The sequence below is a fragment of the Streptomyces sp. NPDC058157 genome, assembly GCF_042884105.1.
Taxonomy (GTDB): domain Bacteria; phylum Actinomycetota; class Actinomycetes; order Streptomycetales; family Streptomycetaceae; genus Streptomyces.
Map to the genome: position 1 here is coordinate 66,144 of NZ_JBHVUQ010000007.1, position 15,459 is coordinate 81,602.

Consider the following 15,459-nt stretch of genomic DNA (forward strand, 5'->3'; position numbering starts at 1 on the left):
TCTCAGTCGTTGAGGAACGGGGCCACCTCGGCCCCGAAAGCGGTGATCTGGTCGACGAGTTCGGCCCGGTCGCGACTGCGGAAGCGGACCTGGATCTGGTCCACGCCCAGCGCCCGGTACTCCCGCAGGGACTCCGCCAGCGCCTCCGCCTTGCCGGTGAGGGTGCGCCTGCCGGTGTCCCAGCCGGGCTCGCCGACGTAGAGGGGCTCGGTGATCGCCCCCACCTCGAAGGGGCCCGCCACCCCGGCCGCCTCCCTCAGCTCGCGGATCCGGGCGACCTGCGCCGGGATCCGCTCGCGCGGGTCGCCCTGCGGAAGCCAGCCGTCACCCCGCACCGCGGCCCGCCGCACGGCGGCCGGGGAGGACCCGCCCACCCAGACGGGGATCCGCTCCTGGGCGGGACGGGGCAACTGGCCGAGGTCGCGGAAGGAGAACCGTTCCCCCTCGAACGCGGGGAACTCCTCCGGGCCGAGGGCCGCCCGCAGCGCGTCCAGGGTCTCGTCCAGGACCGCCCCCCGGCCGGCGAAGTCCGCCCCCAGCACCTCGAACTCCTCCTGCACGTGCCCGGCCCCGACCCCGAGGACCAGGCGGCCCCCGGAGAGGTGGTCGAGGGTCGCGTACTGCTTGGCGGTGGCCAGCGGGTGGCGCAGGCCGACGATCGCGACGTGGCTCAGCAGCCGGACCCGCTCGGTGATCCCGGCCAGGAAGGCCAGGGTGGCCACCGGGTCGTACCAGACGGTGCCCATGGGCCCGGCGAGCCGGCGCGGGATGGCCACGTGGTCGCACGTGGCCAGGTACCCGAAGCCGGCCCGGTCGGCGGCCCGCGCCACCTCGGCGAGGTCGGCCGCCCCGGCGGAGGCCTCCCAGGGTTCGGCGTAGATGGTGCTCTGCGACTGGACCGGGAGCTGCATCCCGTACGCCAGCCGGCCTTCCGGAAACACGCGTGCCATGGCCGTCCCGCCTCGCCTTCGTATGCCGATCCGCCGTGCGGCGCCGGGCGCCATCGTCGTAGCTGACGGTCCGTCAGGCAAGAGGTGGGAGGCGATCCCCGGGAAGGATGGCGGGTACGGGTGCGTACCCGTACCCTGGATGGATGGGAAGGAGCACCGCGATGACCGACGCCAACATCCGCATCCCCGAGGAAGCCAAGGACAGACTCGCCGCCATAGCGGCGGCCGAGGGCCTCTCCCTGCGCGCCTACCTGGCCCGCCTCGCCGAAACCCTGCTCACCCCGGCCGAACGGGCCGAGCGGGCCGAACGGGCCCGCGCCGCGCTCCGGGACTGGACCGGCTACGCCCCCACGGCCACCGAGGAGCGCGACCTGGACGGCGAGCTGGACCGGCGGCTGACCGAGGCGAGGGGCCGGTGACGGACACGCACATCGTGCTGGACGAGACGGCGATGCTGGCGGCCGGGCGGGGGAACGTCCTGGTCTCCCGCCTCATCCAACGGGCGCACGGCGAGGTGGGCTGGTTCCTGTACGCCCCCGCCTGCGCCCTCGTCGAAGCCGACCGGATCCGGCCCGGCACCGCGGAGCACCTCGCCGCCCTGCCCGGCGTCACCATCGTCGACCTGGACCTGCCGGCGGCCCTGGCCGTCGCCCGCGAGGAGACCTGGGCCGCGGCCCACAGCCGGTACGCGGCTCAGCCCACCGCCGATCGGCCCGAGGGGGCTCTCGTCGCCACCACGGAACCGAAGCGCTGGGCGGGGGAACCGGTCCGGGTCCTGGACCTCAGCCCCTGAACACCCGGCCCCGGCTCAGAAACCGGCCGGGCCCATCGCGATGACCGGGTGGGCGGCCGGGTCCAGGGTCCGCAGGAGCTGTTCCATCGCCGCCTTGGGCAGGCCGACGCAGCCCTGGGAGGGGCCGTCGTGGTCCACGTGGAGCCAGATGTTGCCGCCCCGGCCCTCGCCGTCCGGCATCACCGGGTCCAGGGGGGACACGCCTTGGCGGCGGTTGTAGTCGATGGCCACGACGTAGTCGAAGGAGCCCTCCAGCGACTCGCCGTTCACCCCGCGGCCCGACGCGACGAACCCGGAGTCCCGGTCGTACGGGAGCTTCGTGCCGGGCGGGGCCGGCAGCAGGCCGCCGGCGTCGCTGAGGGAGAACACGCCCTGCGGGGAGGTCAGGTCCCCGTACTCGCGCCCGGTGGACCAGCCCTTGGCGCCGTTGCGGGCGGGCCACTGCGCGGCCCGCACCCAGTCCGCGCCGGGGTCGGGGCGGGTGTACAGGGCGGCGGTGGACTCCGAGGAGTCCTTGGCCTTGCCGGTGACGAGGACCAGCTGGCGCGCCTCGGCCGGAATGCGGGCCCGGGTGCTCTCGCTGAGGGCGGCGGCCGGGAGCCCCTGCAGGGCGTCGGGACGGCGGCCACCGCGCGCGGCGTGTTCGGGGCCCGCGGCGTGGGCCTTGGGCCGGGCGTCGGTGCCGGCCGGCGGCACGGGCGCGCCGGGCCGCTCGTGGAGGGCGTGCACCCATCCGGCCCCGAAGGCCAGCAGCCCGGCGGTGGCGACCAGCACCAGCGCCCGCGACGGCCGCCCGGCCGACGCCCCGCGCCGCCGCCGGCCGCGTTCCGACGTACGGGCACGGGGGCTGGAGGCGGGACCGGACCCGGATCCGGCTCGACGGTGCTTGCTCATCCCCCCGACGGTACATCAGCTGATCAGCTTTACCGGTGACCCGGGTTCCGGTTCCACGCGGCTGTCGGCGGGGGTGACTCCGGTCACGTTCCTGTTGATCTGGAGCGCACTCCAGCTCGTACCGTCGACCCGTCGGCCAATCGGACGATCTGAAGGGGGAGAGACATGAGCGTGTGGTTCGTCACCGGTGCCTCGCGTGGGCTCGGCGCGGAGATCACCCGTGAGGCGCTGGAGCGGGGACACCGCGTGATCGCGACGGCGAGGGACGCGTCGGCGGTGCTCGAGGCGTACCCGCAGAAGCCGGAAGGGCTGCTGGCGGTGGACGCGGACGTCACCCGGCCGGAGCAGTTGGCACTCGCGGTGGAGGCCGGGCTGGCGGAGTTCGGGCGGATCGACGTCGTGGTCAACAACGCCGGCTACGGGCTCGTGGGCGCGGTCGAGGAGACCTCCGACCAAGCGGCCCGGGACCTGTTCGACGTCAACGTGTTCGGCGTGCTCAACACGTTGCGGGCGACCTTGCCGACCCTGCGGTCCCAGCGGTCCGGACACGTCCTGAACATCGGCTCCGTCGGCGGCTTCGCGACCGCCCCTGCGGTGGGCGTGTACGGGGCGTCGAAATTCGCCCTCGAGGGCATCTCGGAGGCACTGCACGGCGAACTCGCGCCGCTGGGCGTCCACGTCACCATCGTCGAGCCGGGCGGCTTCCGCACCGACTTCCTCAAGAGCTCGAGCATCCGGTTCGAGCCCGCCACCATCCCCGACTACGCCGCCGGAGCGGGTCCGGTGCGCGAGGCGCTGGCCGCGAACGACGGCCTCCAGCCGGGCGATCCGGCGAAGGCCGCCAAGGCCGTCGTCGACATCACCGGGGCCGCCGAACCGCCGCTGCGCCTGCAGCTGGGCACGGACGCGGTCGAACGCGTCGAGGCGAAGCTGGCCCTGGTGCTTCGCGAACTCGACGCCTGGCGCCACACGTCGCTCTCCACCGCCGTCTGACGCGCAAAGGCCCCGGCCTCCCTGAGGAGGCCGGGGCCTTGATCGAGCGCTGGGCAGGCCTTGCACCTGCATCCCCCCACAGGAAGTGGGGTGCCTTTCCTTGGACCACCAACGCCGGTCCCACCACCGGTTTCCCGGCCGCGAGCTCAAGATGAACTCTACAGCCAAGATCAGCCCCGGACCACCCCCGTCCGACAAGAACCGGAACCTGGGTCACGGGCCGGGCCGAGCACATGCGATCACCGCGCCGAGGCCTTGAGATGGAAGTACCGGAAAGAGCCGTGAGGCGGTGATGGTCGTGGCGAAAGGGCAGCGCCCGGCCCCGCCGGGCACCACCACCCTCCTGGCCGCAGCCCTGGCCGCGGCCCTGGCCGTGGGCCCGGGCACCCCCGCGCGCCTCGCCACGGCCGCCGCCCCGGAATCCGTCCCCCTCACCACCTGCAACCCGGCACCCGGGACGCTCAATCCGGGGGACTACGACGGCACGGTCGCCATCGACAGCGTCATTCCGAACGGCGAAGGGGAACTGCACATCAACTCCCACGTGCACCTCGATCTCTCGGTGGACGACGCCGGGGCGATCAGCGGCTCGTGGAGCATGCGTTCCGCCAACTACCGGACCGACGTCGACCTGCAGGTCGACATCCTCATGGAGGGCGGAAAGATCACGGGCGATGCCCATCGGCTGCTCCTCACCGGAGGTCACGGGTCGTACACGACCACGCAGGACGGGGACCCCGTCAGGAAGGTCATCGACAACGGCAGGGTCTCCGGCACCCTCATCGGCACGGACCTCGGGGGTGCCGTGCAGATCGGTTCCGTCGGGTGTGACGAGATCAGCGGTTCCCACACCGGCGCCCAGGGGCCGTTCACCGAATCGGGGCCGACGCCCGTGACCCTGAAAAAGGCGGGGTGTTCCCAGAAACCCACGATCGACGACACGAAGGACATTCCGGCGAGGATCGCCTCGTCCACGGTCGACGAATTCCTCACGAAGGCGAAGTACGACGCCGGCGGCACCGTAGCCGTCGGCCACATGGAGCCCAAGATCACATTCACATTCGAATTCGACGACAAGGGCAAGGTCGCCAAGGTCAACTACGTTCTGGAAACCAGGATCGCCGTACCCAGCTGGGCCCCGGGCCACCCACCGGCCGCTCCGGAGCAGAAGGCCCTGATCGACAAGGCGGTCGCGCTCATCACGGTGCACGAGAACAAGCATCGGGACATCGCGCACCGCGCCGCCGAGAAGGCCGTCTGCGCGGCAGTGGGACTCACCAAAGACCCGGCGAAACAGGCGGTCGTCAAGGTCGACTGCGACGCATTCCGGGAGCAAGAGGTGCTCGACCTGGAACAGGGCGCCATCATGGTGGTGCGGGACAAGGACAAGGGCGGGAAAGCCGTCGACGTGAAGGTCGGCCCCTTGAAGATCCGGCCCAATTACTCGAAGTTCGAGGATTCCGGCTGCTGACCTCCCCGAGAACCCCGGTGCCGACCCCTCCCGCGCGGGCCGGTTGTCGACTTACCCTGCGGTGATGAGAACTCCGCGTCAGGCAGCGCGCCTTGTCGTCCTCTCCCCCAGCGGGTCGGTGTTCCTGTTCCGGGAGAACAACGTCGAAGTCGGCATCCACTGGCTTCCCCCGGGCGGCGGGATGGATCCCGGTGAGACCCCCGAGGAGTGCGTGCGGCGGGAGCTGCGCGAGGAGACCGGGTGGACCGACCTGGAGCCGCAGCGGCTGCTGTGCACCTGGGAGCACGACTTCACCCACGAGGGCGTCCCCGTCCGGCAGCACGAGCACATCTACGTCACCACGGGCCCCCACCGGGAGCCCGTCCTGGAGGACCCCGGCATCCACTGGCAGTGGCTCTCGCCGGAGCGCCTGGCCACCCTCGGCGAGCCGCTCTGGCCCCCGCGCCTGGCGGACCTCCTCACCGCCGCCCGGCCCGAACCCGTCCACCTCGGCCTGGTCACCTGAGGAGCCCCGCTCACCGCACCCGTTCGACCCTCCGCTCGTCCCACACCGGCTCGGTGGTCTCCCGGACGACGCCGTCCGAGCCGAACACCAGGTAGCGGTCGAAGGAGCGGGCGAACCAGCGGTCGTGCGTGACCGCCAGCACCGTGCCCTCGTACGCCTCCAGGCCCTCCTGCAGGGCCTCCGCCGACTCCAGGTCCAGGTTGTCCGTCGGCTCGTCGAGGAACAGCGCGGTGGTGCCCGCCAGCTCCAGCAGCAGGATCTGGAAGCGGGCCTGCTGGCCGCCCGACAGCTTGTCGAAGGGCTGGTCCCCCTGGCGCTCCAGCTCGTAGCGCCGCAGCGCCGACATCGCCCCGCCCCGGTCCTTGGCGTGCTCGGTCCACAGGACGTCGACCAGGGTGCGTCCCACCAGTTCGGGGTGGGCGTGCGTCTGGGCGAAGTGGCCCGGCACCACCCGTGCGCCCAGCTTCCACGCGCCCGTGTGCCGGACGTCCTCGCCCGCGAGCAGCCGCAGGAAGTGCGACTTCCCCGAGCCGTTCGAGCCGAGGACCGCGACGCGCTCCCCGTAGAAGACCTCCAGTGAGAACGGCTTCATCAGCCCGGTGAGTTCCAGCCCCTCGCAGACCACGGCCCGCACCCCGGTGCGGCCGCCCTGCAGGCGCATCCGGATCTCCTGCTTGCGCGGCGGCTCCGGCGGCGGGCCGGCCTCCTCGAACCTGCGCAGCCGGGTCTTGGCCGCCTGGTAGCGGGAGGCCATCTCGTCGCTGCGGGCGGCGTACTGCTGCAGGTCCTGGACGAGCCGTTTCAGCTGCGCCCGCTTCTCGTCCCAGCGCCGGCGCAGTTCGTCGAAGCGCGCGAACCGCTCCTCCCGCGCCTCGTGGAAGGTCCCGAAGCCGCCGCCGTGCACCCACACGTCGGAGCCGGCCGGGCCGGGTTCCACGGCCACGATGCGCTGCGCGGCCCGGGCCAGCAGTTCCCGGTCGTGGGAGATGAACAGGACCGTCTTGCGGGTCTCCCGCAGCCGCTCCTCCAGCCAGCGCTTGCCGGGTACGTCCAGGTAGTTGTCCGGCTCGTCGAGCAGGAGGACCTCGTCCGGTCCGCGCAGCAGCGCCTCCAGCACGAGCCGTTTCTGCTCGCCGCCGGACAGGGTCCGCACCTCCCGGAACTGCGCCCGCTCGTAGGGGGTGCCGAGGGCGGCCATCGTGCAGATGTCCCAGACCGTCTCGGCCTCGTACCCGCGGGCCTCGGCCCAGTCGCTGAGCGCCTGGGCGTAGGCCAGCTGCGCGGCCTCGTCGTCGACCGTCATGATCAGGTGCTCGGCCGCGTCCACGGCGGCCGCGGCCTGCCGGATGCGCGGCTGGGACACCGAGACGAGCAGGTCGCGGACGGTGCGTTCGTCGCGCACGGAGCCGACGAACTGGTGCATGACCCCGATGCCGCCGCTGGAGGTGACGCTCCCGCCGTGGGGTTGCAGTTCGCCCGACAGCAGCCGCAGCAGCGTCGTCTTGCCCGCGCCGTTGGCGCCGACCAGGGCGGCCACGGACCCCTCGCCCACGCGGAACGAGGCGTCGCCGAGCAGCACCCTCCCGTCGGGCAGGCAGTACTCCAGGTGCGAGGCTTCGAGATGTCCCATGGACAGGAATACTCGGCCGCGCCGCCGTGGCGGCTCAACGCATTTTCAGGCCGTGCCGCCGGTTGCGGCCGGGCCCCGCGGTGCCGAGCGGTGGGCGTGCCAGGCCGCGAGGGCCTCCTGCCTCGTGCCGTCCGGACGGTCGGCGTGCCAGGCGCGCAGGAAGCGGTTGAACTCGAACTGGGCGCCGATCTCCTGGGGTTCGGCCGCCGCGCCGCGGGTGGCGTGCCAGTGGGTGACGGCTTCGGCGAGGGTGCGGCCGGGGTTCTCCGCGACGTAGGCGCGCATGGCTGCGTCGAAGTGGAATCCGGGGCCGATCTCCCGCCGGAAGAACTCCCGCAGCACCTGGCTGCACCGCTGCCCCTCGGGAATCACCGTGGCGCCGTCCACCGGGGCGGAGAGCTGCCGGGCGGCCGCGGCCCGGCGGGGGGCGGCCGCGGGGAGCGGCGCACCGTCGAGCACGGCCCGCAGCCGCTCCGTGAGCGCGGCCTTGCCGCCCCCGCGGGGCACGTCGAGCCGCCGGGCGAGCTCGGTCAGCTCGGCCAGGGTCCAGTACCAGCGGGCGAGCTCGCCCCCGGTGAGGGCGGGCGTGAGGGGTGGGCGCTCCCCCGGCACGGCCGGGCCGTCATTCGAATACATGTTCCCATTCTAGGTGGTCAGGGTGTATCCGCCCGCCGTGAGGGACGATTCCGCCGGCCCGGTCGAGCACTTCGGGATGTCCGGGGCGCCCTTCGCGGCCGGGGGCGTGAGCCCGACGCGGGCCTCGCCGGGCCGGCCGCCCGGGGCGGGGAGGCGGAAGCTGAGGCCCATGCGGGCCGGCAGGGGCTCGCGGTTCAGGAACTCCTGCCACACCGGGCCCGCGTCGACGAGCCGGCCCGTCACGGAGACCTCCGTGCCGTCCACCCGAAGGCAGTCGACGACGAAGTCCCCCCAGTTGAAGCTCGCGGGACTGCCGTCCTCGGGCGGGGAGTAGTGCTGGATGCGGAAGCGTCCCCACGGGTGGGCGGCGGTGGTGGAGTGCGTCGGCGCGAACAGGCCGTGGGCGTCCACGGAGATCCGGACGTCGTCCCTGGGGTCGCCGTAGGCCATCCGCCCCCAGCCGGTGATCCCGCCCGGCACGGGGAACCCCGGGTGGGCGGCGGCGGTCGGGGGCGCCTCCGCCGCCGATGCCGGGAGGCAGGCCGGGGCGGTGAGGGCGGCGGCGAGGGCCAGGGGCGCGGCAAGGCGCAGGAGCGTGCGGTGCATGGCGGCGGTCTCCTCCGGGAGCGGCGGTCGGGTCGTCCCCGATCCTGGCCGGAAGCCGCCTGCGGGTCGTCGTGCGCGGGAGCGAGCCGTGCTCCCCCGCGCGGGGGAGGACGCACACGCCGCCCGGGCCCCGTCACCGCTGGGGCGCGGTGGCCTTCGTGTAGAGCTGGGCGGCGTAGTCGCCGAGGACGGTGCTGGTGGAGACGTCGTCCGTGTCGCCGCCCGTCAGGATGCCGATGATCTTGCCGTCGCGGCCGAGCCAGGCGCTGCCGCTGGTCCCGCCGGGGAAGTCGGCGCAGTCGAAGCGCTGCTCGCGCTCGCTGGTGCGTACGGCGACCGCCGTGCAGGTGCGGGGGACCTTGCGGTCGGCGGGGTAGCCCGTCACCGTGACCTCCTCGCCCGCGCGGCCGCTGGTGTCGAGGGTGGCGCCGCCGGTGAGGTCCTCGATGTTGCGGCCCTTGTCGTCGGGGGCGAGGCGGGCGAAGGCGAGGTCGTAGTCGTCGTCCGTGTCGTCGGCCCAGCGCTTGTCCTCGAAGACCTGCTCTATCTTCCAGACCCCGTACGGGGCCACGCCGTTCGCGTATCCGGGTGCGAAGACGGCGCCCCCGTCGCGGGACTGCTGCCCTTCCAGGAGGCAGTGCCCGGCGGTCACGAGCATGTTCTTGCCGGGGCTGCGGACCACCGTCGCGGTGCAGAAGTGGTCGCCGTCCAGGCTGCCGGTGAACAGGGCGCCGGTGAAGGCGGTGGTCTTGGCCTGGTTGGCCTGGTTGGGCTGGTTGGGTGCGCCGGGGGTCTGCCGGGGCTTGCCCAGCTGCGGCTTCGACGCCTGCGGGCGCGAGGAGGCGCTCGGCGAGCCGGAGGGCGCGGCGGCCGACTTGGCGTGCACGGGGGCGCTCGCCTCGGGGGGCGGGACGAGTTCGGCGACCGCCGCCGAGGCTCCCAGCGCCGCCACGGCGCAGAGCACCGCCGTCACCACGGACCGCTTGTCCACCGCCATGATCCCTCCCGCTTTGCCCTGGCGAAGCATGCCCCGGCGACGGGCCGGGGTGCAAGGTGCGCACCTCGCGCGCCGCTGGGATGGCGGGATTCCGGCGCCGCCGGACGGCCGGGAGCCATGCCCTCAACCCCCTTTACAAACGCCTGCGTTGCCGTAGTCTCCTCCTCGTCAACAAAACAGTGTCTGGGGGAAACAGTAATGCTCGGGATCATCGCCGCCACCGCCGTCACCACCGCCGCCGCACTCGCCGTCCCCGTCGCCGGCCTCCTGGCCCACCGCGCCGTGCGCCGGTCCGCGAACGCCCACCTGATGCGCATCGACACGCCGGACGGCATCGACGAGCAGGGCTTCGTCCGCATCGGCGGCATCGACCAGTGGATCTCGGTGCGCGGCGAGGACCGGGCCAACCCGGTGCTGCTGGAGCTGCACGGCGGCCCGGGCGCGGCGAACTCCCCGTACGGGGCCCGCACCCGGGCCTGGGAGGAGCACTTCACCGTGGTCCGCTGGGACATGCGCGGCGCCGGGCTGACCTTCGCCCACGGCGGGCCCTCGGGCCAGGGCGGCGAGCCGTCCTTCGCGCGGCTGTACGCGGACGCGCTGGAGGTCGTCCACCACGTCCGCGCGCGCCTCGGCGTCGACCGCGTGGTGCTGCTGCCGAGCTCCTTCGGCACGGTGTTCGGGCTCCGGCTGGCCCGCAGCCACCCCGAGCTGTTCTCGGCGTACGTCGGCACCGACCAGAACGTCCTGGAGGCCGGGCGGGACACCTCCGCCTACGACGCCACGCTGGAGCGGCTGCGGGCGGCGGGGAAGGCGAAGGACGCGGCGGAGCTGGAGGCGATGGGCTCCGACTGGCGCCGCTGGACCCCGGCGCAGCGGACGGCGTACGACAAGCTGTGCGCGGGCAGCGACCCGCTCACCCTCGACACCGTGAAGAAGGTGGTCCTGGGCTCGATGTGGCTCTCGCCGCTCTACTCCCCCGCCCGGATCCTCGCGTACTTCAAGGGGCAGGGCTTCTCGCAGCCGGTCACGGCGGGCACGCACGCCTTCGACGACCGGGCCGACGGGACCCGCTTCGAGGTGCCGTTCTTCGTCTTCCAGGGCGCCCTGGACGTGATCACCCCGGCGGCCCGAGCCAAGGCGTTCTTCGACGAGGTGGAGGCGCCGGTGAAGGCCTTCGCGCTGATCGAGGGCGCGAGCCACTTCGCGGCGCTGCGCCGCCCGGACCGCTTCCTGGAGCTGCTGCTGACGCACGTCCGGCCCGTGGTGACGGGCGGGGCCCGCGCCACCGCCGGCTGATTGCGTCCGATCCGCCGCGGCGGGGGGGCGGGGCCGCGCTCCTGCGGCCCCGCCCCCCGTGCCGTCTCAGGCCCCCGGCCAGAGCCCCTGCGGGGTGAGCCCGAGCAGGTCGATGGCGTTGCCGCGCACGATGCGGTCGACGACCTCGGGGTCCAGGTGGCCCATCTGGGCCTCGCCGACCTCCCGCGACTTGGGCCAGGTGGAGTCCGAGTGGGGGTAGTCCGTCTCGTAGAGGACGTTGCCGACGCCGATGGAGTCGAGGTTCTTCAGGCCGAAGGCGTCGTCGAAGAAGCAGCCGAAGACGTGCTCGGCGAAGAGTTCGGACGGCGGGCGGTGGACCTTGTCGGCGACCCCGCCCCAGCCGCGGTTCTCCTCCCAGACCACGTTCGCGCGCTCCAGGATGTAGGGGATCCAGCCGATCTGGCCCTCGGCGTACATGATCTTCAGGCGGGGGAACCGTTCGAACTTGCCGCTCATCAGCCAGTCGACCATCGAGAAGCAGCAGTTGGCGAAGGTGATGGTGGAGCCGACGGCCGGCGGGGCGTCGGCGGAGGTGGACGGCATGCGCGAGGAGGAGCCGATGTGCATGGCGATGACCGTGCCGGTCTCGTCGCAGGCCTGGAGGAAGGGGTCCCACGCGTCGGTGTGGATGGACGGGAGCCCCAGGTGCGGGGGTATCTCGGAGAACGCGACCGCGCGCACGCCCCGCGCGGCGTTGCGGCGCACCTCCTCGGCGGCGAGCCGGGCGTCCCACAGCGGGACGAGGGTCAGGGGGATGAGGCGGCCCCGGGCCTCGGGCCCGCACCACTCCTCCACCATCCAGTCGTTGTACGCGCGGACGCCGAGGAGGCCGAGTTCGCGGTCCTTGGCCTCGGTGAACGTCTGGCCGCAGAAGCGCGGGAAGGTCGGGAAGCAGAGGGCGGACTGGACGTGGTTGACGTCCATGTCGGCGAGGCGCTCGGGAACCGAGAAGGAGCCCGGGCGCATCTGCTCGTAGGTGATGACTTCCAGCTTGATCTCGTCACGGTCGTACCCGACGGCGGTGTCGAGGCGGGTGAGCGGCCGGTGCAGGTCCTCGTACACCCACCAGTCGCCGACGGGTCCTTCGTCGCCCTTCGCGCCCATGACGGGCGCGAACTTGCCACCGAGGAAGGTCATTTCCTTGAGGGGGGCGCGGACGATCCGGGGGCCGGTGTCGCGGTACCTGGACGGGAGCCGGTCCCGCCAGACGTGAGGGGGTTCGACCGTGTGGTCGTCCACCGAGATGATCTTGGGGAAGGTCTCCATACCTCTTAAGGTAGCGGCCATCTGACGAACCGTCAGCTATTTGCGCACCAGTCGTCCACCGGCCAGGAGCGGATGGCTCCGCAGCGGACTGACGCGTACGTTCAACACAGGGCAGACTTGCCCTTGAACCGACGGAAGGCAGGGGGAGGACAGATGGACGGCGGACCGGCCATCCCGCACCAGCCGCGCGTCTCCGACGGTCCCGGCACGCCCGGAGCCACCGCGACGGCCGGAGCGGCCACGTCGGCCCGAGCCGTCGCGGCACCCGGAGCGGCCGCGGCACCCGGGGCCGTCGCGGCGCCCGGAGCGGCCGCACCAACCGGAGCCGCCGCACCGACCGGAGCCGCCGGCGACAACCGCTTCGCCGTGCTCGGGCCCATCCGGGCCTGGCGTGGCGGCCAGGCCCTGCCCTCGGGCAGCCCCCAGCAGCGCGCCCTCCTCGCCGCACTGCTCCTGCGCGACGGCCGCACCGCCACCGCGCCCGAGCTGATCGACGCCATATGGGGCGAGGACCCCCCGCAGCAGGCCCTCGCCACCATCCGCACCTACGCCTCCCGGCTCCGCAAGGTCCTCGACCCCGGCCTCCTCGTCAGCGACGCCGGCGGCTACGCCATCCGGCTGCGCCACCAGGAGTCCCTCGACCTCGCCATCGCCCGCGGGCTCGCCTCCGACGCCGAGCGGGCCCGCACCGCCGGGGACCGCACCCTCGCCCGCACGCTGCTGGCCCGCGCCCTGGACCTGTGGGACGGCGAACCCCTCGCCGGGGTCCCCGGACCGCACGCCGAGACCGAGCGGACCCGGCTCACCGAATGGCGCTTCCAACTGCTGGAGACCCGCCTCGACCTCGACCTGGAGGTCGGCCAGCACGCCGAGGCCGTCTCCGAGCTCACCGCCCTCACCGCCGCCCACCCGCTGCGCGAACGGCTGCGCGAGCTGCTGATGCTCGCCCTCTACCGCAGCGGCCGCCAGGCCGAGGCCCTCGCCGTGTACGCCGACACCCGCCGGCTCCTCGCCGACGAACTCGGCGTCGACCCGCGGCCCGAACTCTCCGTCCTCCAGCAGCGCATCCTCAACGCGGACGCCGAACTGGCCCGCACCGAGGACCCCGCCCCGGCCGCCGCCCCCGCACCCGTAAGGCCCGCACAACTGCCCGCCACCGTCCCGGACTTCACCGGCCGCACCCCCTTCGTCAGCGAGCTCGGCGAGATCCTCGCGGGCTCCGACGGCCAGGTCATGGCCGTCTCCGCGCTGGCCGGCATCGGCGGCGTCGGCAAGACCACCCTCGCCGTGCACGTCGCGCACGCCGCCCGCCCGCACTTCCCCGACGGCCAGCTCTACGTCGACCTCCAGGGCACCGAACCCCGCCCCGCCCTCCCCGAGGCGGTCCTCGGCTCCTTCCTGCGGGCCCTGGGCACCCCCGACAGCGCCATCCCCGACTCCGCCGCCGACCGCGCCGCCCTCTACCGCTCCACCCTCGACGGCCGCCGCGTCCTGGTCCTGCTCGACAACGCCCGCGACGCCGCCCAGGTCCGCCCGCTGCTGCCGGGCACCGCGGGCTGCGCCGCCCTCGTCACCAGCCGGGTCCGGATGTCGGGCCTCGCCGGCGCCCATCTCGTCGACCTCGACGTGATGAGCCCCGAGGAGGCCCTGCAGCTGTTCACCCGCATCGTCGGCGCCGAACGCGTCGGCGCCGAACGCCAGGCCGCCCTCGACGTCGTCGGCGCCTGCGGGTTCCTGCCGCTGGCCATCCGCATCGCCGCCTCCCGGCTCGCCGCCCGCCGCACCTGGACCGTCTCCGTCCTCGCCGCCAAGCTCGCCGACGAACGCCGCCGCCTCGACGAACTCCAGTCCGGCGACCTCGCCGTCAAGGCCACCTTCGAGCTCGGCTACGGCCAGCTGGAACCCGCCCAGCAGCGCGCCTTCCGCCTGCTCGGCCTCGCCGACGGCCCCGACATCTCCCTGCCCGCCGCGGCCGCCGCCCTCGACCTGCCCGAGCACGACACCGAGGACCTCCTGGAGGCCTTAGTCGACTGCTCCCTGCTGGAATCCGCCGCCCCCGGCCGCTACCGCTTCCACGACCTCGTACGCCTCTACGCGCGTGCCTGCGCCGAACGCGACGAACGGCCCGAGAGCGGACGCGAGGCCGCCCTCGACCGGCTCCTCGACTTCTACCTCGCCACCGCCTCCCGCGTGTACGCCCTGGAGCGGCCCGGCGACCGGCTGCCCGCCCACCTCTCCGAGACCCGCCACCCCGGACTCGTCCTCGGCGAGCCCCGCGCCGCCCTCGACTGGCTGTTCGCCGAGGCCGACCCGCTGCTGGCCTGCGTCCGCCAGTCCGCCGGGCGGCCCGGAGCCCTGCGCCGGGCCGTGGACCTGCTGTGGGCGGCCAAGGACCTCTCCGAGTCCGGCGCCAACTCCAAGCAGTACGAGCTGGCCGCGCTGACCCTGTGCGAGGCCGCGCGCGCCGCGCGGGACCCGCGCAGCGAGGGCCGGGCCCGGACCACCCTCACCATGGTCCACCTCTTCGTCGGCCGGTTCACCGAGGCCGACGAACAGGCCCGCCAGGCCATGGAACTGGCCCGCCTGGCCGGCGACCCGCTGCCCAGCTGCTGGGCGCCCAACGACCGCGGGATCATCGCCCTCTACCAGAAGCGGCACGAGGACGGCGAGCGCTTCCTGCTGGAGGCCATCGAGAACTTCCGGGCCGACGGCAACTTCATCGGCGAGGCCAGCGCCCTGTGCAACCTCTCCCGGATCCACGTGGTCCTGGGCCGGATGCCCAGCGCCATCGACCTCGCCCAGCAGGGCATCGCCATATACGACCGGATGGGCCTGACCCTGCGCCTGGCCAACGGCCGCTACGCGCTGGGCATCGCGCTCACCCAGGCCGGGCGGCTCGCGGAGGCCCTCGACCAGCTCGGCGAGGCCCTGTCCCTGTTCCACGACAACCGGCAGCCGCTGTGGGAGGGCGTGACGCACTTCCGGCTCGCCGAGGCCCACCTGGCCGCCCAGCGGCCCGCGCTGGCCGCCAAGCACGCCGAACAGGCCATCGCGCTGCGCGGCATCGGCGGGGAGTGGCGCCGGGCGACGGTGCTGACGGTCCTGGGCAAGGCACTGCGCCGGCTCGGCCAGCCCGACCGGGCGCGCGCCTGCTGGCGGGACGCGGAGGCGGTGTTCCTGCAACTGGGCTCGGCGGAACTGGCCGAAGTGCAGGCCCTGCTGGCGTCGGAACTGGCCGCCTGAGCGCCTGACCTGGAGCCCTGCTCGATGGACGACCGCGTTCATCGTTCGTTTATCGCCGCGCGGCAGGATGAGTGCATCGGCCCGGGGCGTCGGGGGGCACCCGGGACGGCTGGAGGACGACCCGTTCGGCGGTCCACGGGGGAATCGCCGAACGGGCC

At 73.6% G+C, this 15,459-nt stretch carries 14 protein-coding genes; 7 read left to right on the forward strand and 7 right to left on the reverse strand.

The genetic code is table 11. The features are described from left to right. Positions 1-2: 2 nt before the first annotated feature. Positions 3-950, reverse strand: coding sequence for an LLM class F420-dependent oxidoreductase (locus ACFVXK_RS03550; protein WP_389609891.1), 948 nt, complete (start codon positions 948-950; stop codon positions 3-5). 161 nt (positions 951-1,111) lie between these two features. On the opposite strand from ACFVXK_RS03550, the gene ACFVXK_RS03555 reads away from it, so the two are divergent. Both ACFVXK_RS03555 and ACFVXK_RS03560 read left to right on the forward strand, forming a co-directional pair. Next, positions 1,112-1,369: a hypothetical protein gene (locus ACFVXK_RS03555; RefSeq protein WP_389609919.1), complete on the forward strand. Its 258-nt coding sequence runs from the start codon at positions 1,112-1,114 to the stop codon at positions 1,367-1,369. A gap of 32 nt (positions 1,370-1,401) precedes the next feature. Continuing rightward, positions 1,402-1,743 carry a hypothetical protein gene (locus tag ACFVXK_RS03560; RefSeq protein WP_389609920.1) on the forward strand — a complete coding sequence of 114 codons (342 nt, stop codon included), beginning with the start codon at positions 1,402-1,404 and terminating at the stop codon, positions 1,741-1,743. 15 nt (positions 1,744-1,758) lie between these two features. Here the strand turns inward: ACFVXK_RS03560 and ACFVXK_RS03565 are convergent, their stop codons facing one another. Continuing rightward, positions 1,759-2,637, reverse strand: coding sequence for a L,D-transpeptidase family protein (locus tag ACFVXK_RS03565; protein WP_389609892.1), 879 nt, complete (start codon positions 2,635-2,637; stop codon positions 1,759-1,761). Positions 2,638-2,802: 165 nt separating this feature from the next. On the opposite strand from ACFVXK_RS03565, the gene ACFVXK_RS03570 reads away from it, so the two are divergent. The 3 genes from ACFVXK_RS03570 to ACFVXK_RS03580 all read left to right on the forward strand — a co-directional run bounded on the left by ACFVXK_RS03570 (position 2,803) and on the right by ACFVXK_RS03580 (position 5,606). Continuing rightward, entirely contained in the window at positions 2,803-3,630 is an 828-nt protein-coding gene (locus ACFVXK_RS03570; RefSeq protein WP_389609893.1) for an oxidoreductase, read from the forward strand. Between the two features lie 292 nt (positions 3,631-3,922). After that, entirely contained in the window at positions 3,923-5,101 is a 1,179-nt protein-coding gene (locus ACFVXK_RS03575) for a DUF922 domain-containing protein (RefSeq protein WP_389609921.1), read from the forward strand. Positions 5,102-5,165: 64 nt separating this feature from the next. Beyond that, on the forward strand, positions 5,166-5,606 hold the full coding sequence (locus tag ACFVXK_RS03580) for an NUDIX hydrolase (protein WP_389609894.1): 441 nt from the start codon (positions 5,166-5,168) through the stop codon (positions 5,604-5,606). Positions 5,607-5,616: 10 nt separating this feature from the next. Here the strand turns inward: ACFVXK_RS03580 and ACFVXK_RS03585 are convergent, their stop codons facing one another. The 4 genes from ACFVXK_RS03585 to ACFVXK_RS03600 form a co-directional block, all read right to left on the reverse strand. After that, positions 5,617-7,236, reverse strand: a complete 1,620-nt coding sequence (locus ACFVXK_RS03585; RefSeq protein WP_389609895.1) for an ABC-F family ATP-binding cassette domain-containing protein — start codon at positions 7,234-7,236, stop codon at positions 5,617-5,619. A 45-nt stretch (positions 7,237-7,281) separates the two neighbouring features. After that, positions 7,282-7,872, reverse strand: a complete 591-nt coding sequence (locus ACFVXK_RS03590) for a DUF6434 domain-containing protein (protein WP_389609896.1) — start codon at positions 7,870-7,872, stop codon at positions 7,282-7,284. Between the two features lie 9 nt (positions 7,873-7,881). Then, positions 7,882-8,478 (reverse strand): hypothetical protein, encoded by a 597-nt coding sequence (locus ACFVXK_RS03595; RefSeq protein ID WP_389609897.1) that lies wholly within the window; start codon positions 8,476-8,478, stop codon positions 7,882-7,884. Between the two features lie 133 nt (positions 8,479-8,611). After that, positions 8,612-9,475 (reverse strand): trypsin-like serine peptidase, encoded by an 864-nt coding sequence (locus tag ACFVXK_RS03600; RefSeq protein ID WP_389609898.1) that lies wholly within the window; start codon positions 9,473-9,475, stop codon positions 8,612-8,614. 198 nt (positions 9,476-9,673) lie between these two features. Between ACFVXK_RS03600 and ACFVXK_RS03605 the strand changes: the two genes are divergently transcribed. After that, entirely contained in the window at positions 9,674-10,771 is a 1,098-nt protein-coding gene (locus ACFVXK_RS03605) for an alpha/beta fold hydrolase (protein ID WP_389609899.1), read from the forward strand. A gap of 66 nt (positions 10,772-10,837) precedes the next feature. Here ACFVXK_RS03605 and ACFVXK_RS03610 read toward each other — a convergent pair whose 3' ends face one another. Then, the gene (locus tag ACFVXK_RS03610) at positions 10,838-12,058 is read right to left on the reverse strand and encodes an amidohydrolase family protein (protein ID WP_389609900.1); all 1,221 of its coding nucleotides are present in this window, start codon (positions 12,056-12,058) and stop codon (positions 10,838-10,840) included. A 153-nt stretch (positions 12,059-12,211) separates the two neighbouring features. On the opposite strand from ACFVXK_RS03610, the gene ACFVXK_RS03615 reads away from it, so the two are divergent. Continuing rightward, the gene (locus ACFVXK_RS03615) at positions 12,212-15,301 is read left to right on the forward strand and encodes a BTAD domain-containing putative transcriptional regulator (protein ID WP_389609901.1); all 3,090 of its coding nucleotides are present in this window, start codon (positions 12,212-12,214) and stop codon (positions 15,299-15,301) included. Positions 15,302-15,459: the final 158 nt, after the last annotated feature.